The 22,420-nt window shown below is 42.7% G+C and carries 30 protein-coding genes and 1 pseudogene; 4 read left to right on the top strand and 27 right to left on the bottom strand.

The annotated features are described in order from the left end of the window. Position 1: 1 nt before the first annotated feature. The 8 genes from atpA to ACESZP_RS07515 all read right to left on the bottom strand — a co-directional run bounded on the left by atpA (position 2) and on the right by ACESZP_RS07515 (position 5,825). Entirely contained in the window at positions 2-1,531 is a 1,530-nt protein-coding gene (atpA, locus tag ACESZP_RS07550; protein WP_499708587.1) for a F0F1 ATP synthase subunit alpha, read from the bottom strand. A 36-nt stretch (positions 1,532-1,567) separates the two neighbouring features. Beyond that, positions 1,568-2,107, bottom strand: a complete 540-nt coding sequence (atpH, locus tag ACESZP_RS07545) for an ATP synthase F1 subunit delta (protein ID WP_178039419.1) — start codon at positions 2,105-2,107, stop codon at positions 1,568-1,570. Further along, on the bottom strand, positions 2,104-2,607 hold the full coding sequence (atpF, locus tag ACESZP_RS07540; RefSeq protein ID WP_178039418.1) for a F0F1 ATP synthase subunit B: 504 nt from the start codon (positions 2,605-2,607) through the stop codon (positions 2,104-2,106). The genes atpH and atpF overlap by 4 nt, the downstream gene beginning before the upstream one ends. A 45-nt stretch (positions 2,608-2,652) precedes the next feature. Next, a complete protein-coding gene (gene atpE, locus ACESZP_RS07535; protein WP_178039417.1) occupies positions 2,653-2,931 on the bottom strand; it encodes an ATP synthase F0 subunit C in 279 nt (92 codons plus the stop codon). Positions 2,932-2,981: 50 nt separating this feature from the next. Beyond that, on the bottom strand, positions 2,982-3,740 hold the full coding sequence (locus ACESZP_RS07530) for a F0F1 ATP synthase subunit A (RefSeq protein ID WP_178039416.1): 759 nt from the start codon (positions 3,738-3,740) through the stop codon (positions 2,982-2,984). 41 nt (positions 3,741-3,781) lie between these two features. Next, positions 3,782-4,198 (bottom strand): hypothetical protein, encoded by a 417-nt coding sequence (locus ACESZP_RS07525; protein WP_349165225.1) that lies wholly within the window; start codon positions 4,196-4,198, stop codon positions 3,782-3,784. 14 nt (positions 4,199-4,212) lie between these two features. Further along, on the bottom strand, positions 4,213-4,485 hold the full coding sequence (locus ACESZP_RS07520) for an AtpZ/AtpI family protein (protein WP_349165224.1): 273 nt from the start codon (positions 4,483-4,485) through the stop codon (positions 4,213-4,215). A gap of 104 nt (positions 4,486-4,589) precedes the next feature. Beyond that, complete coding sequence (locus ACESZP_RS07515) at positions 4,590-5,825, bottom strand: O-antigen ligase family protein (RefSeq protein ID WP_499708583.1); 1,236 nt, start codon at positions 5,823-5,825, stop codon at positions 4,590-4,592. A 135-nt stretch (positions 5,826-5,960) separates the two neighbouring features. On the opposite strand from ACESZP_RS07515, the gene ACESZP_RS07510 reads away from it, so the two are divergent. Then, complete coding sequence (locus ACESZP_RS07510) at positions 5,961-7,415, top strand: sugar transferase (RefSeq protein WP_499708582.1); 1,455 nt, start codon at positions 5,961-5,963, stop codon at positions 7,413-7,415. Positions 7,416-7,424: 9 nt separating this feature from the next. Here the strand turns inward: ACESZP_RS07510 and ACESZP_RS07505 are convergent, their stop codons facing one another. The 5 genes from ACESZP_RS07505 to ACESZP_RS07485 all read right to left on the bottom strand — a co-directional run bounded on the left by ACESZP_RS07505 (position 7,425) and on the right by ACESZP_RS07485 (position 10,935). Next, complete coding sequence (locus tag ACESZP_RS07505) at positions 7,425-7,769, bottom strand: helix-turn-helix domain-containing protein (RefSeq protein ID WP_178039412.1); 345 nt, start codon at positions 7,767-7,769, stop codon at positions 7,425-7,427. Between the two features lie 191 nt (positions 7,770-7,960). Continuing rightward, positions 7,961-8,299 carry a helix-turn-helix domain-containing protein gene (locus tag ACESZP_RS07500; RefSeq protein ID WP_178039411.1) on the bottom strand — a complete coding sequence of 113 codons (339 nt, stop codon included), beginning with the start codon at positions 8,297-8,299 and terminating at the stop codon, positions 7,961-7,963. Between the two features lie 249 nt (positions 8,300-8,548). Next, positions 8,549-9,892, bottom strand: a complete 1,344-nt coding sequence (gene ulaA, locus ACESZP_RS07495; RefSeq protein WP_499708579.1) for a PTS ascorbate transporter subunit IIC — start codon at positions 9,890-9,892, stop codon at positions 8,549-8,551. 3 nt (positions 9,893-9,895) lie between these two features. After that, entirely contained in the window at positions 9,896-10,171 is a 276-nt protein-coding gene (locus tag ACESZP_RS07490; protein WP_178039409.1) for a PTS sugar transporter subunit IIB, read from the bottom strand. A gap of 29 nt (positions 10,172-10,200) precedes the next feature. Then, on the bottom strand, positions 10,201-10,935 hold the full coding sequence (locus ACESZP_RS07485) for a sugar isomerase domain-containing protein (RefSeq protein WP_178039408.1): 735 nt from the start codon (positions 10,933-10,935) through the stop codon (positions 10,201-10,203). 262 nt (positions 10,936-11,197) lie between these two features. Between ACESZP_RS07485 and ACESZP_RS07480 the strand changes: the two genes are divergently transcribed. After that, positions 11,198-11,920 (top strand): UTRA domain-containing protein, encoded by a 723-nt coding sequence (locus tag ACESZP_RS07480; RefSeq protein WP_178039407.1) that lies wholly within the window; start codon positions 11,198-11,200, stop codon positions 11,918-11,920. A gap of 197 nt (positions 11,921-12,117) precedes the next feature. Here ACESZP_RS07480 and ACESZP_RS07475 read toward each other — a convergent pair whose 3' ends face one another. The 13 genes and pseudogenes from ACESZP_RS07475 to ACESZP_RS07415 form a co-directional block, all read right to left on the bottom strand. Beyond that, positions 12,118-13,131 carry a Fic family protein gene (locus ACESZP_RS07475; protein ID WP_178039406.1) on the bottom strand — a complete coding sequence of 338 codons (1,014 nt, stop codon included), beginning with the start codon at positions 13,129-13,131 and terminating at the stop codon, positions 12,118-12,120. A gap of 217 nt (positions 13,132-13,348) precedes the next feature. Further along, positions 13,349-13,636, bottom strand: a complete 288-nt coding sequence (locus ACESZP_RS07470) for a DUF4160 domain-containing protein (RefSeq protein ID WP_178039405.1) — start codon at positions 13,634-13,636, stop codon at positions 13,349-13,351. Positions 13,637-13,638: 2 nt separating this feature from the next. Next, complete coding sequence (locus ACESZP_RS07465) at positions 13,639-13,860, bottom strand: DUF7723 family protein (protein WP_178039404.1); 222 nt, start codon at positions 13,858-13,860, stop codon at positions 13,639-13,641. Next, positions 13,853-14,128, bottom strand: coding sequence for a DUF7724 family protein (locus ACESZP_RS07460; protein ID WP_178039403.1), 276 nt, complete (start codon positions 14,126-14,128; stop codon positions 13,853-13,855). Before ACESZP_RS07460 ends, ACESZP_RS07465 begins: the two co-directional genes overlap by 8 nt. 258 nt (positions 14,129-14,386) lie before the next feature. Beyond that, positions 14,387-14,740 carry a Spx/MgsR family RNA polymerase-binding regulatory protein gene (locus tag ACESZP_RS07455; protein WP_178039402.1) on the bottom strand — a complete coding sequence of 118 codons (354 nt, stop codon included), beginning with the start codon at positions 14,738-14,740 and terminating at the stop codon, positions 14,387-14,389. A gap of 174 nt (positions 14,741-14,914) precedes the next feature. After that, positions 14,915-15,231: pseudogene (locus tag ACESZP_RS07450) on the bottom strand (nucleotidyltransferase domain-containing protein). Between the two features lie 176 nt (positions 15,232-15,407). Continuing rightward, positions 15,408-15,722: a multidrug transporter gene (locus tag ACESZP_RS07445; protein WP_178039401.1), complete on the bottom strand. Its 315-nt coding sequence runs from the start codon at positions 15,720-15,722 to the stop codon at positions 15,408-15,410. A 53-nt stretch (positions 15,723-15,775) separates the two neighbouring features. Beyond that, a complete protein-coding gene (locus tag ACESZP_RS07440; RefSeq protein ID WP_499708574.1) occupies positions 15,776-15,922 on the bottom strand; it encodes a hypothetical protein in 147 nt (48 codons plus the stop codon). A gap of 58 nt (positions 15,923-15,980) precedes the next feature. After that, the gene (locus ACESZP_RS07435) at positions 15,981-16,280 is read right to left on the bottom strand and encodes a type II toxin-antitoxin system RelE/ParE family toxin (RefSeq protein WP_178039400.1); all 300 of its coding nucleotides are present in this window, start codon (positions 16,278-16,280) and stop codon (positions 15,981-15,983) included. 1 nt (position 16,281) lies between these two features. Further along, positions 16,282-16,530, bottom strand: coding sequence for a type II toxin-antitoxin system prevent-host-death family antitoxin (locus tag ACESZP_RS07430; RefSeq protein WP_178039399.1), 249 nt, complete (start codon positions 16,528-16,530; stop codon positions 16,282-16,284). A 474-nt stretch (positions 16,531-17,004) separates the two neighbouring features. Next, entirely contained in the window at positions 17,005-17,316 is a 312-nt protein-coding gene (locus ACESZP_RS07425) for a type II toxin-antitoxin system RelE/ParE family toxin (RefSeq protein WP_178039398.1), read from the bottom strand. After that, positions 17,306-17,566 carry a type II toxin-antitoxin system Phd/YefM family antitoxin gene (locus ACESZP_RS07420; RefSeq protein ID WP_178039397.1) on the bottom strand — a complete coding sequence of 87 codons (261 nt, stop codon included), beginning with the start codon at positions 17,564-17,566 and terminating at the stop codon, positions 17,306-17,308. The genes ACESZP_RS07425 and ACESZP_RS07420 overlap by 11 nt, the downstream gene beginning before the upstream one ends. 387 nt (positions 17,567-17,953) lie before the next feature. Next, on the bottom strand, positions 17,954-19,327 hold the full coding sequence (locus tag ACESZP_RS07415) for a hypothetical protein (RefSeq protein WP_499708571.1): 1,374 nt from the start codon (positions 19,325-19,327) through the stop codon (positions 17,954-17,956). Positions 19,328-19,607: 280 nt separating this feature from the next. Between ACESZP_RS07415 and ACESZP_RS07410 the strand changes: the two genes are divergently transcribed. After that, complete coding sequence (locus ACESZP_RS07410) at positions 19,608-20,456, top strand: transposase (protein ID WP_178039395.1); 849 nt, start codon at positions 19,608-19,610, stop codon at positions 20,454-20,456. Continuing rightward, on the top strand, positions 20,398-21,246 hold the full coding sequence (locus ACESZP_RS07405; protein WP_499708569.1) for a transposase: 849 nt from the start codon (positions 20,398-20,400) through the stop codon (positions 21,244-21,246). Before ACESZP_RS07410 ends, ACESZP_RS07405 begins: the two co-directional genes overlap by 59 nt. Positions 21,247-21,811: 565 nt before the next feature. On the opposite strand, the gene ACESZP_RS07400 is transcribed toward ACESZP_RS07405, so the two are convergent. Next, the coding region (locus tag ACESZP_RS07400; RefSeq protein ID WP_499708567.1) for an IS256 family transposase at positions 21,812-22,420 on the bottom strand (609 nt) is incomplete at its 5' end.

The raw sequence follows: 22,420 nt of genomic DNA, 5'->3' as shown, positions 1-22,420 counted from the left end.
CTTATTTTTCAGGCTTTGTATTCAGGAACTGCTCCGTGTAAGCATCCAGGGCTGCCTTCAGTTTTTCCTCGGTGTCAGCCTCCAGCTTGCCTGTGGAGCGGATTTCCTGCATAGCCGCAGCGCCTGTGGCGTCGGTATCGAGATAGGTGTAGAGACCTGCCTCATATGCCTTCACATCCTCTGTGGCAATCCGTGTCAAGATTCCTCTGGTAACCGCATAGAGAATCGCCACCTGCTTCTCAACTGCAACCGGCGCGTTCTGATTCTGCTTCAGAACCTCCACGATACGCGCTCCCTGCTCCAGACGTGCCTTGGTATCGGCGTCCAGATCGGAACCGAACTGAGCGAAGCTCTGCAGCTCACGGTACTGGGAATACAGAAGCTTCAGGGTACCGGCTACCTTCTTCATTGCCTTGATCTGGGCGTTACCACCTACTCGGGATACAGAGATACCCGGGTTTACCGCCGGCATAACACCGGAGTGGAACAGCTCGGTCTCCAGGAAGATCTGTCCGTCTGTAATGGAGATCACGTTAGTCGGAATGTAGGCAGATACATCGCCTGCCTGGGTCTCAATGATAGGCAGAGCCGTCATGGAACCGCCGCCGTGCTCATCGTCCAGCTTCGCCGCACGCTCCAGAAGTCTGGAATGCAGATAGAATACATCACCCGGATAAGCCTCACGGCCGGGCGGACGACGGATCAGCAGGGAGAGTGCACGGTACGCAACCGCGTGCTTGGTCAGATCGTCATAGATGATCAGCACGTGCTTTCCCTGATTCATAAAGTACTCGCCCATGGCACAGCCGGAATAGGGCGCGATATACTGCAGCGGGCTTGCCTCGGATGCAGTAGCGGCTACAACCATGGTGTAATCCATGGCGCCGTTCTTTGTCAAAGTCTCTACCAGATTAGCTACGGTGGAACGCTTCTGACCGATGGCTACATAGATACAGATCACGTCCTGTCCCTTCTGGTTAATAATGGTATCTACCGCAATGGCAGTCTTACCGGTCTGACGGTCGCCGATGATCAGCTCACGCTGTCCGCGTCCAATCGGAACCATGGAATCGATGGCCTTGATACCGGTCTGAAGCGGCTCAGATACGCTCTTTCTCTCGCAGATACCGGGAGCCGGGCTCTCAATCGGGCGGAAGGTATCCGTCACAATGGGGCCTGCACCGTCGATCGGCTGTCCCAGGGCGTTTACGACACGTCCAATCATCGCTTCTCCGACCGGAACGGATACGACCTTGCCGGTACGCTTTACAGTCTGTCCCTCGCTGATGTTCTCATCGGAACCAAACAATACGATGGACACGCTGTTCTCTTCCAGGTTCTGGGCCATACCAAAGCTGCCGTCCTCAAACTCCAGCAGCTCGCCTGCCATACAGTTAATCAGGCCGCTGGCTCTGGCAATACCGTCACCAACCATCAAAACCGTACCGGTTTCATTCTGCTGGATAGCATTGTCATAGTATTTGATCTGGCTGCGGATGACCTTGGAGATTTCTTCTGGTTTTAATTGCATGTTTCCATTCCCATCCTTTAAACAGTATTTTATAAGTTACACGATTACTTCGTTCAGTTTTCTGGAAATTCCTGACATTCTGGCCTGAACCGTTCCGTCAAGCTGCTTTCCTTCCAGTTCCACACGCAGACCTGCTACCACAGAAGCATCCAGCTTCTGTACCAGCTCTACGGTTTTTCCGCTGATTTTTTCCAGCTTCGCCTTCAGGGCCGTAAGCTGCGCGTCGCTTAAAGCAACCGCGCTGGTCACCACTGCCTCGGCGATTCCATGATCCGCGTGATAGCGCCGTGTGAATTCTTCGCAGCAGCCTGCAAATTCTCCGAGGAGATTCCGCTCACACAGCAGCTTCATAAAATTCACCAAATAACGCTCTGCCTGTCCGCCAAAGGCTTCCTCGATGAGCTTTGTCCGTTCTGTCTTCGGGACGGAGGGCTCACAGAGCAGCTTTACATAGTCGGGATTCTCCCGGAACAGATTCCGAATTTCCTTCATCTGCTCTCCGATGGCGTCCGTGAGATTTTCTTCGGCAGCGAGGTCATAGAGACTGCCGCCATACAATCTGGCGTACTGTGTCATGATGCCTCACCTACATTCGCGATAAATTCGTCAATGAGTTTCGCGTGATCCTCTTCACTAATCTCCCGCTCGATTACCTTACCGGCAATCTCCACGGCCATGCCGCCAATTTCATCCTTGATTTCATTGACCGCTTTTCTCTTCTCCTGGGCGATGTCGCTCTCTGCCTTTGACTTCAGGGCAGCCGCCTGGGCTGTAGCCTCCTTCAGCATCTCTTCACTCTGAAGCGCCGCCGTCTTCTGGGCGGTGATAAGGATCTCATTTGCCTTCTCCTTCGCTTCCTTCATGTTCTGCTCATACTCGGTCTTGATGGCGTCCGCGTCCGCCTTAGCCTGCTCGGCCTCGCGAATCTGCGCGTCTGCCAGCGCTCTTCTTTTCTCGAGCATCTCACCTACCGGTTTGAACAGAAAACGCTTGATCAGATACATCTGAATAAACAGATTACAGATCTGCGCGACAAACGTCCATGGCACAAGACCAACTAATTCCTGTACATCCATGTCCTGACCTCCTGTTTTTCTTATACTCCGTGATTCTGTTACGGATTATGCCAGGAAGTTCATGAACATACCCGGCGCTACGAAGATCAGCAGCAGACCGGTTACGAAACCGTAGATACCGGTGGTCTCTGCGATAGCACAACCAAGAAGCATGGTAGAGGTAACATCGCCCTTGCACTCCGGCTGACGTCCGATAGCTTCGCAGGCCTTGGATACGGCATTACCTTCTCCGATACCAGGTCCGATACCGGCGATCAGCGCCAGTCCTGCTCCAATTGCACATCCTGCTAATGCGATACCTTTTGCAAGTAACTGAAATTCCATATTCATTTCCTCCTAAAATGGTTTTTTCATTTTTTAATAACCTTTTGAGCTTACTCCTCTGCCGCGTTGGCGATATACATCACCGTCAGCATACAGAATATAAATGCCTGCATCACGCCGGAGAACCAGTCAAAGTAGACCGACGTAATCGCCGGAAGACCTACCGACAGGATCGGGATCTGCGACAGCACACCTCCGAGCACGCCCGGAAGCAGTCCCAACAGCTTGCTGCTGGCCAGAGCCAGGGCTCCGTAAATCAGTGCGTTGATAACCACGCCTGAAAGAATGTTACCGAAATGACGGCAGGCCAAACTGATGGGCGTAGCCAGCTCGGACAGCACGTTGAACGGCGTCATGACGGCAATCGGAGTGGTAAATCCCTTCAGATATCCGCCGATTCCGCTGGTCTTGATCTTCTGAGCTGTGATCATGATAAATACCACGATGGCCCAGGCAGCTTCCGTCGAAAGATCCGCCGTCGGACTCCGAAGACCGATTAAGCTGATAAGGTTGGAAACCACGCTTGTGGCAAACAGAGCCGCCACAAAGGGAATCAGCTTCCGGAACTTCTCGCCCGCATTGCCGATGACGAACTTGTTCGCCATCTCCACCAGCATCTCAGCCACGGCCTGACGCTTGGAGATCTTTTCCACCTTCAGGTCGTGAGTCAGCCAGATACAAAGACCCGTAATCAGCGCCATGACAATCCAGCTCACCACCAGGGTTTCACTAATCTGAAGATCGCCCAGTATGGGAATATTCGTCGGTATCGTGAAAAAGACCCGAGCACCTGAAATATCCACTTCCATGCATCTTCACCTCCTATCTTCACAAATTCCAATAGTTCCAACTATTTCTTCAAAATCCCCATGATCTTGATTCCCGTTCCCGGGAACAGCAGCGGAAGAATCCCCGCCACATAGTGAAAACAGGGAGCGACAATCGCTATGATCACCCAGAGCATCTGAAACAGCATTCTCTGGGAATAGCTTCCCTTTACCAGAGTCTTCACCGCGTCCTGGTCGCCCGCCTTCGCGGCCGCCTTCTGCACCATGAGACCCATCCACAGAAAATTCAGAACAGCGACTGCCCCGCCGCCGAGCCCGCCGAGAATCACCGTATAGTTAAACGGCACCTTCTCCGGCATCGTAAAATGAAGTACCAGAAATAGCAGCCACATAAGTACCACGCCTGTGGCTGTATAAATCGCCACATGCTTCGTCTCCTCTTTGATCGCGGGCTGCATATTGTCCAAAAGCTTGCTCATAGATTCCACCTTTTCTACTCGTGCCGGTTAAAGGAAATGTGCTTTTTTGTCTCTTCCTTTTTCTGCTTCCCGGTCACGGATATATAAAGTTTCCAGGCTACCATTCCGGAGCCTCCCATACCAAAGAAAAATCCCGGAATATAGATCCAGCCGCCAAGTCCCACTTTCGCGCACAGCAGCCAACAGATGCCCAGACACATCAGAAGCGGCGTCACCAGCGTGAAGCTGAACTGGGTCAGCATGGTCAGATTTTTTACGATATCCATCCACCATTTCATTTCCTTCATGTCCGTATACTCTCCCGCTTCGTTCCATTGTTTTCTTTGTATACACACCATTGATATTACTATTTCCGGGGACGCAAGTCAATTTATTTATGCTTTTTTTACATTTAGGAAATGGCTTTTTTCCTATTATAAATAGGCTTTCTGTACATGCTGATAAGCCACACGATCAGGAACAGCAGAGCCATCTCCGTGCTCATCAGAGCATAGTCCATGTCCAGCAAAACCAGCAACGCAATCCAGGTACCTGTCACCAGGAAGCTGCGGCCTTTCACCAGGGTATAGATGACGATACCCAGGAATAGCAGGGTGAAAATAATGCCGACGGGGATGGAGAAGCGGAGCATCTGATTAAAAAAAACGTTATGGGCGTTATTGACAAACCACCAGCCTTCTCCATTTACATCAATGGCGGATTCGCCAAAACGCATGCCCCAGCCTTCCGGATGTCTGAGAATCACACTCTCCCACACACCCCTCCAGATAGGAATTCTCCCTCCCAGATTCCAGATATTCCGTTCCGCCAGCACATCGCCGGCCACCTTCCAGCCCGCGTAACCGAACACAGCCAATACCGCCAGATACCATGCCTTAAAACGAAAATGCTTCCACTCAATCTGATCCGCCGCATAGCCAGCGAAAATCAGGAATACCCCTGCGATACCGGTCCAGGAATGGGTCAGATACAGGCAATATAACAGCACGGCCTCTCCTGCCACAAAGGTAAGCTGCGAGCGGAACTTCTTCCGATAAGCCACCAGCAGCGCGATAAAAGCCACCAGCATCACCGCGTACTCACTTTTATGGCTGTAGAGCCAGTAATGACGGGTCTCGTAAAAATTCTCCGGCAGTTCAAAAAGCACAAACTGATTATTGCAAATCAGCAGCTTGGTATAGCCCATCATGTAGTAAATAATGCTGCCTATATTGGAAAGTATGATACAATACATCAGAAAACGGATTGTTCCATCCCGTTTCTCTTCTGAGCCTTCCCCCAGGCCCGCTATCACTGCCAGCAATAGAAATGCCACCGTATTATTGACCTGCTCCCAGTACCAGTGCAGATATTTATGATTAAAATACAGAGACAGCAGATTATAAATCAGCAGTCCCGCAAAATAAACAATCGCTGCTATGGATATACGCGGAAGCCTGTCCCTGTTATTCCAGACCCGCACTGCCATATACAATACCACCAGAAAATAGGCCCAGGAGAACCCTGCGTAATACGCGCTCTGATACACATCTGTGTAGGGACTGTAAAAAGCCGGGAACAGCAACATCAATGCCACGGCGCCTCTTAAGAGCCAGGAATCTATCTCATGTTCTTTTATCCAGTTCATCGGTAGTCTCCTTCCTTTATTTTATCTATTATATCCCAGATACTTATTATTTGACAAGCACCGCAAAATCTTTTATGATACACATAGAAAAGCACCTGTTACAAAATTTGTTATTTGAAGGGAATTTGTTGTACTATGTACAAAAAAGAATCAACCGGGTGGTTCAAGCACTACGATTTTATCCTTCTGGATATGATTTGCCTGCAGGCCGCCTTTCTTCTCGCATATATCATCCGCGGTTTCGAAGGAAATCCATACTCCATCGTTCTTTATCGGAACATGGCCGTCTTTATCGCGTTTGCGGACATCGTTACCCTCTTCTTTTTCGAGACGCTGAAAAACGTCCTGAAAAGAGGACCCTATATTGAATTTATGGAAACCGTGAAGCACGTGGTCATTGTCAGTGCTCTCGGCGTATTTTATCTTTATCTTGTTCAGGACGCGCAGGACTATTCCCGCCTGATGCTGGGCATCATGTATGTGATCTATTTCTTTCTGACCTACACAGTACGGCAGATATGGAAAACCATCCTGAGACGCCGTATGGTGATAGGCGGCAACCGGTCCCTGCTGATCGTCACCCGGGCCGACGAAGCCGCTGAAGCTGTCCTGAACCTGAAGAAAAATAACTATGAGATGTTCACACTCTCCGGTCTGGTCATCCTTGATCGCGATATGACCGGCCAGAAAATTGAGGGTATCCCGGTTGTCGCAGGCGCCGCAGACGCTCCCATGTACGTATGTCAGGAGTGGATTGACGAGGTTCTGATCATTCCCTCCGTCGAGGAGGATCCGCTTCTTCAGGATCTGGTCCATAAATTCGTGGAATCCGGCGTAGCGGTACACCTGAATCTGTCCCGGGAGGTCAATATCCCCGGTCAGAAGCAGATCATGGAAAAGGTCGGCAACTACACCGTGCTGACCACCAGCATGACCTTCGTTTCCGCCAAGCAGCTCTTTATTAAGCGCGCCATGGATATCGCAGGGGGGCTTGTTGGCTGCCTGCTGACCGGCATCGTATTTATTTTCGTGGCCCCGGCCATCTATATCAGCTCTCCGGGTCCGATTTTCTTCTCACAGGAGCGTGTGGGGAAAAACGGTAAGAAATTCAAAATGTACAAGTTCCGCAGCATGTATCTGGACGCCGAGGAACGTAAAGCCGCTCTGATGGCTCAGAATAAACTTGGCGACGCCAAAATGTTCAAGATGGATTTTGATCCCCGGGTCATCGGCAATAAAATCCTGCCGGATGGCACGAAAAAGACCGGCATCGGCAGCTTTATCCGCAGTACCAGCCTGGATGAATTTCCCCAGTTCTTCAATGTGCTGAAGGGTGACATGAGTATTGTCGGCACACGCCCGCCCCTCATCGGCGAGGTCAGTGAGTACGAGCTCCACCACCGCGCCCGCCTGGCCATCAAACCCGGCATCACCGGCATGTGGCAGGTCAGCGGCCGCAGCGACATTACCGACTTCGAAGAAGTTGTGAAGCTCGATACCCAGTATATCAGTAATTGGAGTGTGGGATTGGATATTAAGATTTTGCTTAAGACAATATTGGTTGTATTTAAGAAGGAAGGGTCGGTGTAGTACCGACCCTTATTTTTTATTATACCGGCTCCATTCCTCTTCCCGCTCCAGAAATCCGGAATAGGCGATGACCTGCCGCTGATGCTTTTTATCCAGAGAATTAAAGGACGCCAACAGCTTATGCTGATTTTTTGATAAATCCGGCGACGAACGATCAAAAAACTGTGAGATGGTAATATCAAAAGCTGCACAAATTTTCTCAATGGTCTCCACACGGGGATCCGTATTCTTTTCAAACATGGACGCAAGTGTAGACAGCGAAACACCGGAACGCTTGGATAACCGATATAACGTATCGTCATTCTTTTTCATCAGTTCTTTAATTCTTCGAATACAGAAATTTTCATTATACATAGGAATTGCTCCGTATAAACGTTGTATTGGATAACCCTATTGTATATGTTTGCGAGGCTTAATAAAAGTTTTAAAAGGCGATGTAATTGGGTCTGAAATACGTACCGCTTACAGCACCAGAAATCCACATAAAAATATAAGCCGGGCTTGCCATTTTGCCCGGCTTTTGTTCACGCACAATATACAAATATTCAGATTTGCCAGCGTTTCCGCTCCTCGTTCTCTAAAAAACTGGAATAAGAAATTACCATTCGCTGATGCTCCGGATTCAGAGAATTGAACGACGTAAAAAGTCTGCGCTGATTCGCTGTCAAATCCATAGAGGACTGATCAAAAAACTGTGAAACCGTAATGTCACAGGCTGCACAGATTTTTTCAATGGTCTCCACACGCGGATCCGTATTCTTTTCAAACATAGACGCAAGCGTAGACAACGAAACACCGGAACGCTTGGATAACCGATATAACGTATCGTCATTCTTTTTCATCAGTTCTTTAATTCTTCGGATACAGAAATTTTCATTATACATAGGATTTACTCCGCATAAACGTTGTATTGGATAACCCTATTGTATATGTTTGTACAGTTTAATGGAAGATTTAAAAGCCGATGAAACACATCTAAAATACGTAGTATCAGCAATAAATTTAATTTTCCGCCCTCTCTGTAGCTATGAATCCAGCAAATACCATTTCACCAGTATTCCATGTCAAAGAACCTTCCCCAGGCTTTTAAGGTCTGGAAAAGGTTCTTCAACCGGTTACATCATAATCAATTTTCAGGAATTATTCTTTTTATATTTCATCTGCATTACAGACAGGAACACAAATACTGTTACTATCAGTATAATTCCAATCCATACATTCTTCATTCCCAGCATTAACACCATGGCATCAATACAATCATGCCCGGTTCCTTCCGCTCCCACTGCTGCAAAATGATCAAATAACTTGTACGTAAATCCGGAGAGGAAAATAAGCTCAAATCCGTATACAAACCCGGATATCATAGCGCCTCTACGGCCACCTCTCGCATTTCCAAAAATACCGGCTACGCCGCCTGTAAAAAATGCTCCGATAATTGATACCAGCGGGACTACGCCAAATGCTACAGAACTGGCCAACATTGCTACAAGCATACCTACCACAGCAAATACAAAACCAAGCATCAGGGAATTGGGTGCGTAGCTGAAAAGCACAGGAACATCCAGAGCCGGAATGGCATTGGGAACCAGTTTATCCGCAATTCCTTTAAATGCAGGAACCAGCTCTCCCAGAAGCATTCGGACGCCCTGAAGCAATACCAAAATTCCTGCCGTTACACCCAGTCCCTTTAGCATGCCATATACAATGTAATTTGTCGTCCCACCATAGACCGCCACCTGTTCCGGTCCTGCTGCCAGCACAACAATCAGATAAAACAGAACCATAACAATCGATATGGACATTGCAGTATCCTTAAAGAAAGAAAGTTTCTTCGGAAGTTTTACGTCTTCTGCACTCTTACTCTTGTCGCCAAGTAAACCGCCAATAAAACCTGCCGATACCGTTCCCAATGTTGTCAAATGTCCGATTGCAAAATCATCGTTCCCTGTCACTGCCCGTACAAACGGCTGTGAGATAGCCGGAAGAAGCGTCAAAAACAGTCCCTGCAATACAATTCCGATACCGATAATCAGACCACTACTCAGCCCAGCACTATATAAACTGTAAGCTACCGCAATTGAGCTGATCCACATCATATGTCCAGTCAGGAAAATATATTTGAGCGGAGTTACTCTCGCCAACAAAATATTTACCAGAAAGCCGCCTGCCATAATTACTGCGGACGTAGAGGCGATTACTGGAACTGCCTCCGACATGGCACCCACAATTACTTCCGAGCCCGTCGCAAATCCGTCCAAACCGAAAACTGTCTGAAAAAGTCCTACAAACGGAAGAATCTCTGTAACAATCAAACTTGATCCCGCCGATAAAACCAGATACCCAAGCGCTGTTTTTACTGTTCCACTAAGAACAAATGAAAAACCACGCTTCTGGGCCACCAGACCAACCAGCGATACAAATGCAAGAACAATAGCCGGCGTCTGCAGTAATTCCAGGAAGAAATTCAATACTGCCATTCTCTACTCCCCCTTTTCTTTTATATATTTCTCCAGTTTTTCTTTTACTTCTGCCTTGTTCATAATATTCTTTAAAAAAATAACATTTTTATACTCAGAAAGGTTGTCAGCGAAATCCTGAGAGGCGACAATTAAATCTACGTCCTTGCTTCCCACTGTTCCTACATCCCAGTGTTCTACTTCCGCGTCTAATCCCAGTTCTCTTGCCGCATTGTCTATGGTCATTTTCATAATCAGGCTTGTGCCCATCCCCATTCCACAAACACATACAATCTTCATTCGTTTTCCTCCCTTTCTGTCTCTGCTGCCTACAGGCAAGATATTTTTTTTGAATACTGCTTTATGTATTCCGCATTAATTGCATCGCCTTTATCCAGATTAGAACTTACATAAACCGGAGGCAGATATTCCTTTTTAATACAATTATCAATTGTCTGCGCTACGATTGCTTCCATAACTGTCATGCCTAAAACGGTAGAAGTCCCACAGAATTTCGCATCCATTTTTTCATCGCTTAATACTGCGTCTCCTGCCACACATTTCAGATCAATTACTACATCCGCAACTTCCTTCAGATTTTTTCCACTGGAATGACGGGATACCGTCGCATCAGCAAATGCCGAAGATACCAAAGCCACCACTTTCATTCCCTTTTCTTTCGCAGCAAGAGCCATATCCACCACTCCTGCATTGCGTCCCGATACAGAGACGATGATCATTGTATCCTTTTCATCCGTGTCCTCCAGATCCAAATACCCTTTCGAAAAGCCCTCTACCCGCTCCTGCATAGTGCTGAGTTTTGCTTTTGGGAATAGTGCTAAATGAGGTATCAATAGAGCATTCACCGGTACCAGTCCTCCTGCCCGATAAAACACCTCCATTGCAAACATCTGAGAATGACCGCATCCAAAAACATGAATAACCCGATCAGCCATCACCGAAGCGGCGCAATATTCCGCAGCTTTCTGGATATTCTCTCCTTCTTCCTCAAATTCACGTTCTAACTGCTGCATTACGATCTGATAATATTCCTGATACTTCAAATTTTTTCCTCCTTTCTTTCCTGCTTCGGCGCCTTTGCTATCTTCATTATTAACCAGTCTCTTTTTCTTTGCAATACCTTCTGCTCTTTTTAGCCCAATCTATAATTGGTATGGTAATCGGTATCGTACCAATTAGTGAAATGGTTTATATTTTTCACATACAAAAACTATTTTTTATATGTTTTTCACAATTTTCTGATTGACCAAACATCCTTTCAAAGTTATACTGAAAGCAACATTTTTAACAAAGGAAGGGAGAAATATGGATAATTCGACACCGCTTTACCAGGAAATTTATGATGATTTGCTCAAAAAAATAGATACCGGATATTATTCCGAAAAAACTGTTTTACCTTCTGAACGTGCTCTGTGTTCTCTCTATCATGTAAGTCGCGCAACTATCCGTCGCGCTTTGGAAGAACTTCGCAAAAATCATTTTATAGAAACCCGACAGGGCAGCGGAAATTATGTAAAACCGCAGGTTTATGAACAGCCCTTATCTAAATTTCACTCTTTTGCTGGTTCTCTGAAAGCACGTCATATCGAGATCACCAATCAACTTCTGCACTATGAACAGCTTCAAAATGACAAATATCTGGATGCTGTTCTACCATCTGATGACACCCATATGGAATGGCATAAATTGATCCGTCTCCGCCTGGCCAATGGATATCCTCTGATGATTGAAACCACTTATCTTCCTGTAAACCGTTTTTTCCGTCTTGATCTGGAATATTTGAAAACCCAGTCCCTCTATGCCTATTTGGAACTGTATTATTCTATGAAAATAGACGATGCCAATGAGCTATTATCCCCTGTCATGCCTACTCCACGAGAACGCCAGCTTCTGCAGATGTCCTCCCAGGAACCCTGTATGTTTCTGGAACGCTTTTGTTATGAGAATCAGCAATTAATTGCCATCCATAAAACAATTGTGCGAGGCGATAAGTATAAATTTCGGGCAAATTACTATTCAAATGAATAAGATAACAAAAAGGCCGACTTGAAATGTGAGCCGACCTTTTCTAACTTTCTATTTCTGTTCAGACTTCCGTATCGTCTTTTCTGTGACGATATACAATACTTCATCCGATACGCACGGGTCTGACCCAAATGTGTTAATGACCGGATGTTGCTGCCGGAAAATGCAAAGGCATAGTTTTTGCAGGCTATGCCTTTACATCAATCATTTATTTCCCAATGACCTGTTCTGGTCGAACCAACTCTCTTTATCTTGCCATCATTCATCAGGTCTTTCATGATTCTCTGGACAGTTCTCCTCGATAACGATAATTCTTTAGCTAAATCTGTCTGTGTAATATACGGGTTCTGTTTCAGACCTGATAACAACCTACTTTCCATATTATCAGCGCCATGATTAGCGCCATCAGCGTCAAAAATAGCGTCATCAGCGGCTCTATTTGTCATCTGATTCAAAAGTTCCGCTAAAATATTATCTATTTGAGTCAGCATAAATTCAATAAATACCGTAGATTCTCCCCCTACATGGCATTTTGCAATCGCACCATAATAATCATCCTGGAATTTTTCAATTTGGCTTTCTATCGGAATATATTCAAAAATAGGATTCCATTTAGCCAAAATAGCTGTATGCCACAACCTTGCCATCCTGCCATTACCATCTGTAAAGGGATGAATAAATACGAATTCATAATGAAATACGCTGCTCAAAATCAGCGGATGCATCTGGTCTTTTACTTCCTTCATCCAGTCAAATAATTCATTCATCAATTGTGGAACAAAGCGTGCCGGCGGAGCCATGAATATACACTCTTCACCATTAAATACACCTTCTTCACCACTGCGAAAATCACCAGATTCCTCTACGATGTATTTTGTCATAATACCATGAAATTTCTTTAATTCTTCTACGCTGTAAGGATTTATTTCAGCTATTTTTTCATAGGCATTATACGCATTCTTTACTTCTTGTATTTCTTTTGCCTCTCCAAGAACTAATTTCCCGTTAATGACATCACGCACCTGGCCTAATGAAAGAGAATTTGCCTCGATCTTTAAAGACGAATGGATGGATTTGATCCGGTTATTTTTCCTTAGATGAGGTTTGTTTTCCATATTACTCATTACAGTAATACGTCCGACTTTTTCAGATACAGACGCTACATGAGATAATATACTGTTTGTAATTGTAAAAGGTGGTTTATATCCGTCCATGTATTGCTCCTTATCCTCTATTCAGTCAAGATCATCCATTTCCAGCCCTTCTTTGATATATCCATATTTTCTTTTACACCTAACATACCGCCGTCTTTTCGAGCAACCACGGTTCATTGATATACATTGGCATTTTTTCTTTTGGGATAGGATAAGTGTCTAAATCATGATGTTCCATGCAAAACTACTCCTTCCTTGTAAATCTACCCACTTATTATTACTTATTCTCCTGTCCGTAATACCCGTTTTCACTATACTCAGACCATTTCATATACATTTCTTTATAATTTTCTTTTATAAAAGCCTGTATCTTAGCAATTTCTCTATCATTCAGAATTCCTCTGTTCTGAAGTTCCGTATCTCCGTTTTCCTTTACAAAAAATTTAGCTGACCCTGCTTCTGTCAACTTTCTGTCACTGGCATGAACATGCATACACTCGATCACACAGAAAGAAGTAAAATACAGATAATAGCCAGCAATCTTAAATTCATAGTATTTCGGCATTATCACTCCTCCATAAAGCGCTTATTTTTATCGTAATAATCCTTCACGATCCGAATTTCAATGTCGTCCATTGTCGTTTCCAATGTATCCCCTTCTGTCGATATCACAAGCGCTTTATCTGGTCTGTTCAGATTCAGAATTCGAAAACCCTCCCGGCACTTTGTAAATGCATATCCGTTGACAATCAATTCTGCCTCATCAGCAATTTTAAAAATATCAGGCATTTTCAATTCTAACCTCCTTAATTGACTTCAAGAACTCTTCCGGCTGAATATACAGATTTTCCAATATCGGGACTAAATCTATATAATCCTCTTCGCTCTCTTCTCTGTGACTATATTTTGCCATAACCACAAGATACCCATCATCCCATTCTTTGATATCCGTATACCGTTCCAGCGAATAGGGTGCTCTAAATCTTATTATATATTTTCCATAGCGAAATATTGTAAACTTGTCCTTATTACTCAAAAATGCACATCCTGTAGCCATTGTTCCACTTCCTTTCACGTTTTTATCTTATCATAAAAGGTGTGTAAAAAGAAGTCGAAACATTCAGGGATTTCTGAAAACCTTTTCCGAAACTGTAGTGACTGACGGATCTGGCCTTCCCTGAGCTGTTCCGCCCGCTGTTGAATCCAGTATCAGGCTGGTCTATGCAACCATAACGTCACCTCCTGATTATAGGCAGTCAAAAAAGTTGAGTACTGAACTTTTTTGACTGCCTAGTTTTGGTAGGTTTAAGTTTTCTCAGATATTCAGTTTTTCCGCCCACTCCGCAGCTTTGAATCCCACAAGTACCATTTCATCATTCACAAGCAGCGGGCGTTTCACCAACATGCCATTTGTGGCGAGCAACTTTAACTGCTCTTCTTCGCTCATCGCGGGAAGCTTCTCCTTCAGCTGCATTTCCTTGTACAAAAGACCGCTGGTATTGAAGAACTTTTTCAACGGGAATCCGCTCTTACCGTACCATACCTTCAATTCTTCATAGGACGGATTCTGTTCCACAATATGACGTTCCGTGTATTTTATTCCATGCTCCTCCAGCCACTTTCGGGCTTTCTGGCAGGTGGAACACTTGGGATAACATATAAAAATCATTCGGTCATTTTCCTTTCCTGTAACTGTTCCATGCAATACTTTTCTGCCAAATCTATAAATTCAGCCGCAACAGAAATTTGCTGTTCTGATTCTTCTTTACTGGCTATATAAAAATCATTTCTTGCGGTTTCCAGACGATATTGAACCAACTCTCACTTTGTACCAATTTCCTGATTAGGCTGCTCCATACAAAACTACTCCTTCTTTGTGAATATTGGAATAAAATGAGTAATTCCCTACCCACTTATTAAAATGCGCTTCGCTTTTCGCAATAGGCTTGATATCCAAATCATGATCCATATTAAAATCATACGTCATGTAGGATAACTGTTGTTCGTATGCCTTTAATTCCAGCTCTGACATATCTACTAAAATCATAATATCCACCGAAAATCTCCTCTTGCATATGATCCATAAAGGATGATCTGTCGTACATGTGAGCCATAAATCTTTTTTACCGCTTCTACATACTGTGCAATCAACTTCTGCATGGACTTTACTTCCTGATATGATTTAGTCCAGCTTTCTGATCTTCCGTTGGATTCTTTATATCCAGCTTCAGTGCTTTTAATATGTTCTGTGGATAATCGACCTTTTTTGTTTTTTTCGTTTCTAAAATATTATCCATCTTTTTATTATCTATACACAACATCTCTGATTTTCAAACTTATCTGGTCAAAATAAGCCTTACCGCATCAATTAAATCCTGACTGAATCCTTCAAGATCATCCATTGTAATTACTTTATCCCGGACAAAATACACAATATCCCAAATCGCTGTTGATTTCCGAAGTTCAATCAACACACCAGGATGCTTCTTATCCCGCTTTATTCTCTTCTCTAACTCCCAAAAGTGATCCGATGCATTTCCCGGAGAAGTCAGCAACTCCACATATTCTTTTCCAAGCTGTTCCATATAATGTTCCTGCCATCCAGGAACACGCTCACAGAATAATTTCCAGTCTTTCTTTGATATATCCATATTTTTTTTACCCCTAACATACCTCTGTCTTTGCTGCCGTTATACCATTTTTCTTAAAATTCCAAATACTCTTTCTTCAACCTGTCAATCATATCAAACGGAAACATCTCCGCACATCCATCCGGAATTTCTTCCAACCTTGCTATGAACTCTTTTACCAGTTCTTTCGCTTTCTGACTATAAACCAGCTTTTCTGGCATGTATCCTGTTTTTAGTTCTTATGAACGTAAGCCTTTACATCGTCAGCATCACATCAAATTACTCAAAAATTCTTGTACTATCCTGATACCGGTTAATTACTCGATAAATCTCGACATACTCGTTCCCTGCTTTGTAAATAATTACATAATCTTCCCATATTGCATATTTGTAATCTGTCCGAAAACCGACCCTTCTGGAAAGATCAGCACCTATACCAAGGAACATCTGAAGATTTTCGAATTTACCACATATTTCTTTTATAGTCTTTGCTGCACATTCTTCATTATCTTCGGCAATATAATCCCGGATATCCTTCAGATCTTTCGCTACAATCGGATTAATCCTCAATTTTAACATCTTATTCTCCCACAAGTGCTTTCAATTCATCCAAATCCAGCCAACCCTCACCATCTTTCACTGCTTCCTCGGCTTCTTGCAGCTTCAGCAAAAGTTTTTTCTCTGCACGCTCACGCTCATAATCTTCAATATCCATAACTACAAAACGCCCCCTGCCATTCTTGGTCAGATACACAGGTTCACCTTTCTGACAATTTTTCAGGACTTCATTATAATTTCTCAAATCAGATACCGGTAAAATATTTGCCATATTCTTTCAGCTCCTTCTTTCATTTTGTATTATGCTTATTATACGCAAAGAGCTGTAAAATTCAACGTTGAATTTTACAGCTTTTAATGTAGTACAAGATCTGAGCAAAATTCCTTCGTATAGAATATTTGTCATGCTTGCACTGATTCATGAATATTTTATACTTTCTTTCGCATGCCTGACCCCACTGTGGTAGCGTAAGTCCTCCTGCCATAATTCCCTTATCCGACCACACAAAACAGCATCAATCAGGGACCTTGCCTGCACGTTTTCCTGTCTTAGACTATGTTTTTACTTATTCTGGAAGTCGTCCTCAACAAACGTCTGAATATGTTTCACCTATTTTGTATCTTCTATTTTTTGAAGCCACTCATCACTATTCAACACTGTCAAACCATTTTTAGATGCATATTCATCAAACAGATTTTGTTCCGGATGTAAACATTTTATTTCGAGTTTTTGACCCCAATGCTATTACATCTTACTCTGATAGTTTTCTAACTGGTGAAAAATTCCAAGTACATTGACTACATTTCCATTCACATTAAAAACCACAATATGGCTCATACCCGAAACGATTGCTTCTCTGTAATTCTTCTTCGCCAGATGCGCATCTCTACATTTGGGAAATTGAAAAGGATTATCTTCTAGTCTATCGTAAATATCATCTATCCCATTCAATAAATGCCCGGCTGCCTGCTTATTCTTCAAGCGGTAAATCAAATGATACGCCAAATTATCAAGCAGCTCATTGGCATGTTCTGTAATATTCAAACTATAAGCCATATTTTGCCCTCGTCTCTCTGAGCGCTACCCTTGCATCTCGCACCTGTCCATTCTCCACCTGCTTTTCAGATATTTCAATATCCTTATACATGGTAAGCTGTCTCATCGTTGCTTCATAAATCTCCATACTCATAATAACCATATCCCCATAACCATTCTTTGTAACGAAAATTGGCTCTTCCATTTTGTGACACATATCAGAAATCTCTGCTGTATTTTTCAAATCTTTAATCGGAATTATCTGTGGCATAATTGGCACCTCCTTATTTATGGGATAATTATACCATAATTATATTCTTTTTCAATCCTTTTTATTCTCCAATTACCGAGTATGCCACTCACAGAATCCGGACATACGGCTTTCCCACATCCAGCTCTTTACGGAACAGATTGTTCATCAACTATCCATAGATTTTCACATATATTCTCGGCTTTGCAAGTGGATAGGCCTGGGTTAGCATTTCAATAACTATTAGGTACATTACATTATTTTAGGGCAAAACTTCCAGAAGTATGATATAGCTTCTTTCGCGTGCCTGACCCCAATGCTCGCTGCTTAAACCTGACACTATCTCAACTATTGTTTTGATGCAAGCGGTAGCTTGCAGACTTCGTAAACGTTAGAACAACTAAGCGCTTACACTGGTTCACTATATAGTTCCTCTTCAAACAACTGTATATATTTCGAAATACCATCTTTAAGTTCTTTTCTCTCTATATCTGCCCAAAAACTTTGTAAAAAAATACTTATATGCGCTCTTACATTTTCATTAACAGACTTCATCAAAATAACTTTTGCATCCTCACTAATTTTTCCAGTAACATTAAATTCAAACAAAGCAGCTATCCATAACGGTATTACCATAACCCAGTTTTGATTCTCATTATAATCTGAATAATTTGCAAATAACTCACTTAAATTACTCGTAATAATGCATATTTTTTTCTCTCCATTTATTTTATCACTAACTGTTACCGCTCTGCATAAAGCCACGATATCAAGAAATGAATGAATATATTTATGAAATTTCGAACTTTCGAGCACTTGGGAAGTTCCGACAAATTTATCTCTACATTTATCTCTACATATGTAAGTTAAATAATATCCCCATTCATCATAGAAATATTTAATTCCTATTCTATATAAGCACTTCATATCTATATGTTTATATATAATAATCAAAACTCCAAATATAATTATAAGTCCCATTACCAATTGAATCTTATATAATTCTTCGAAATATATACTAAATATTATCCCCCCTATGCTTAATACACCAAATGTTTTCATAAAACAAGCTGCTTTTTTATACCATAATTCTTTATGTACTCCTGCCAAATTTACATATTCTATTGTATGCAATTCTTTGATTTTCCTATATCTACAAGTATATTCATCAAAGTATTTTTCGCAACACCTAATCAATTCAACGTTTGATACATCTAATATTAGCCTAGGTGTTCGATAATACAAGTCTTTTCTGATCCCCTTCTTGGATATCTTTTTGGAATAATTTTTTTTACTTTCTTTTCGTATCTCAAGCATTGCAGCAATAAAGGTTATTACCTGCATTGTCAGCAATATATCCCATATCTCCCTATAATCTGATATAACTTTTATATCTTCCATATCTATAAGATAGCATGCTAGACTTAAAAGACTCGTCAATGCAATCAAGCATCCATTCCATATTGATTTGATATTAAAATTCTTTTCTTTAATCCAGGGAAAAAGTATTGGAAATAACGCAACAATAAATATCCCTCTATACCACTCGAAAACCTTTTGAATTACTATATCTGAGATAATATGTATAAAAAAATGTATAATTAACCCCACCAAAAACAACAAAAATATTTTTATCAGCACATCCATCACACTCAAACTTTTTACGTTTTCTATCGTCCGTCTACGCATCACATTTTCATATTTCGTCACATTTTTCCTAAATGGCAATATCATTAAAAGTACCATATCTATAACAAGCCACATCATTAATAATATATCCACACTATAATCTCCTCTCACTTACATAAATTCATTTTTCAAAATTATTTCAAGTTATCTATGGGGCACGTTTACCGCTCATAATGAAACCTCCTGCAAATAAGAATTTCCATCCACTATCAATGAATGTGGAGTAAAAATCTATTTTCTATCATTATAAGCTATCTGGTGATGACTGTATATTCCGGTCCTCCAGGGTTCTTCCGCAATTGTCCGTTTTTGGCTTCCAATGGGTTTATTTCTGTGATAAAATATTGGTATCAATTAAAGGCGGTAAATGATAATGAATGATTCATTGAAGTTGAATATGTTTTTCCCAAGTGAGTTGCTGTCAATTACTTCTGTTGACTATGATGACAGTTCTATTCATATTAAAATGCAATCTAAGACACATTCTTGCAAATGTCCAGAGTGTGGTCAGGAAACCGAAACTTATCACGGGACGTATTTACGTAAAGTTCAGGATCTACCGATACTGGGAAAAACTGCACGACTTCATATAACAACTCACGAGTATGTCTGTAATAATAGATCATGTTCAAAAGTTACATTTGTTGAAGATTTTGACGGATTTCTCAGCTATTATGGACGTATGACAGAACGATGTGCAGACTTTGTTTGTATGCTGGCTATGGAAACCAGTTGTGAAGGATGTGCTCGTATCTGTCGTGCAATGAAACTTCAAATCAGCGGAGACAGCGTGATTCGTCTTTTAGCCAAACGTTATCGTCTACACCCAGTCGCAAAATGTGGAAGTGCCATTGGTGTTGATGATTTTGCATTTAAAAAGCGTCATACTTATGGAACAATCATTGTCGATGAAGCCACCCATAAACCGGTTGCAATTCTTGATGGACGTGATGGAATTACACTTAAGGAGTGGCTTAAAAATAATAAACACGTTAAAACCGTCACACGGGACAGGGCAGGTGCATATTCGTCTGCTATCCAGGAATTACTGCCGGATGCCATGCAGATAGCGGATCGATTCCATCTCCATCAAAATCTTCTGGAAGCTGTTAAGAGCACAGTAAATTCTGTGATTCCTGTAGATGTCCGGATTCCTATAGATTATGGAACAAGTGAAACTGCTACAGCTGCCGGGGAGCCTTGTAAAAAAAATGCATTGTGATGTGGGTAAACTTCTGAATTACAACGAAAAAAGTGTACAGTTGTATCATGCAATCCATGAATACTCAAAAGCCGGATACAGCAAACACGCGATAGCTAAAATACTTCATTGTAGCAGAAATACAGTAACAAAATATCTTGAAGGAGACTATGATTCTTTATGCCGCAAAAACTTTTATAGCGGAATGGATCACTTTTATGATTATATCATCAAAGAGTTATCTTCTGGAGTAAGCAGAAAAGATGTTTTCCAAAGTCTCATTCAAAAAGGTTACAAAGGCGGCCAGACAGCAGCTTATGATTATATGAATAAGATTATAGAGCGTTTTCATATTGATATAGCGGTCTACAGGAGTTCTTCAACGGACGCTATTCAGAAGAAGAAAAAACTTCAGAAATATGACCACATATCAAGAAACGGCATCTTCCGTTTCTTATGGATAAACCACGAGATAACGGATCGTCATAAATCATATCTGATGGATACCTATCCGCAGCTTAGGACGCTGAAGTCCTGCATTCAGGAATTTCGGGAGATATTTCAAAAGGAAAACATGCCGTACTTATATCTTTTTATTGAAAAATACAAAAACAGCGATTTGAAAGAACTTTCCCGTTTTGCATCCGGACTGGAAAAAGATTTATCTGCCGTAGAAAATGCTGTAGCCAGCCCTCTATCGAATGGTTTTGTCGAGGGTACAAACAGCAAATTGAAAATGATAAAACGTACCATGTATGGCCGTTGTGGCAAGGAGTTATTAACCGCTAAGCTTATATTGCTAAACGGATAAGACGGACAATTGCGGAAGAACCTCCTCCAGAACCATCTGCACGGAAATTCAGAGCCACTTTAACGGTTTAACAAAGCCACCTTCACGGAAGGTGAACCATTCATCTAAATCTATCCTATAATGAGATTGGCACACCATTTGTGTGACTACTCATATAGGAGGTTCGATAATTATGGTAGATTATCGAGAAATCTTAAGGCTTAGCAATCTTAAGTACACGTACTTTCTTTCGAGTGCCTGACCCCAATGTTATTTCCCAGCAACCGGAGTCATTGCTGCAGGGACGGTTGGCACTGGTGCTATGTCCAGAGCAGTTTTTACCGGGATTTCTACAAAAGAGAGGTCAGACGGGTTGGTAACTTCCTGGAGTCCCTCCTGTTCACAGACTTCCCGGCGGATCTTTCGGAGCCAGTAATAGTAAGATTTTTCAGAAATGTCGTTTTCGGCAAGCCACTGCTTTGCCGTAGTGCCTGTCGGTCTGTCCTGGCACTGTCGAATGATGTTAATCCAGGATAGTGTCAATAGTTTTTCGCAAATTTAATTTCTGCCGTTCAGCAGCTGTCAGTTAACCAGCTATGATATCAGACAGCAGGTCATCCTCTAGTTTAGAAAGATGTTCCATATTCATGTAGCGCCTGGTTCCCCATTGGGTTCCGGCTACATGACGCAGTCTGGCACATACGAGCATCAGGGCACTTTGACCGTCAGGAAAAGCGCCGATTGCTTTAGTGCGGCGTTTAATCTCACGGTTTAACCGTTCAATGGTATTATTGGTCCGGATTCTGGTCCAGTGCTGTGTTGGAAAGTCCATGTAGGTTAGAGTTTCTTCAATGCCATCCTGTAGCTTTTTGGCAGCAGAACTAAGCTTCATTTCCTTCAGCTTTTCAGCAACCTGTCGTGCCTTCTCACGTGCTGCTTCCTTGCTCTCCTGGGCATGAATGGCCTTTAACATCATGGCTACAGCCTTCATCTTGTTACGTGGAGTAACAGAGAAAATGTTCCGGTAAAAATGGACGGTACAGCGTTGATAACGGGCATCTGGAAATACTTCTGGTATGGTTTCAAGCATTCCGAGATTTTTATCTCCGATGATTAGGCGGACTCCAGTTAAGCCTCGTTCTTTCAGCCATACAAAGAAGGAACGCCAGCTCTCCTTGTCTTCTTTCATACCTTC

The organism is Candidatus Dorea massiliensis AP6 (assembly GCF_964245105.1).
Taxonomy (GTDB): Bacteria; Bacillota; Clostridia; order Lachnospirales; family Lachnospiraceae; genus Laedolimicola; species Laedolimicola intestinihominis.
Note: the sequence above shows the minus strand (reverse complement) of the source record. Positions and strands in the feature narration are given on the sequence as shown.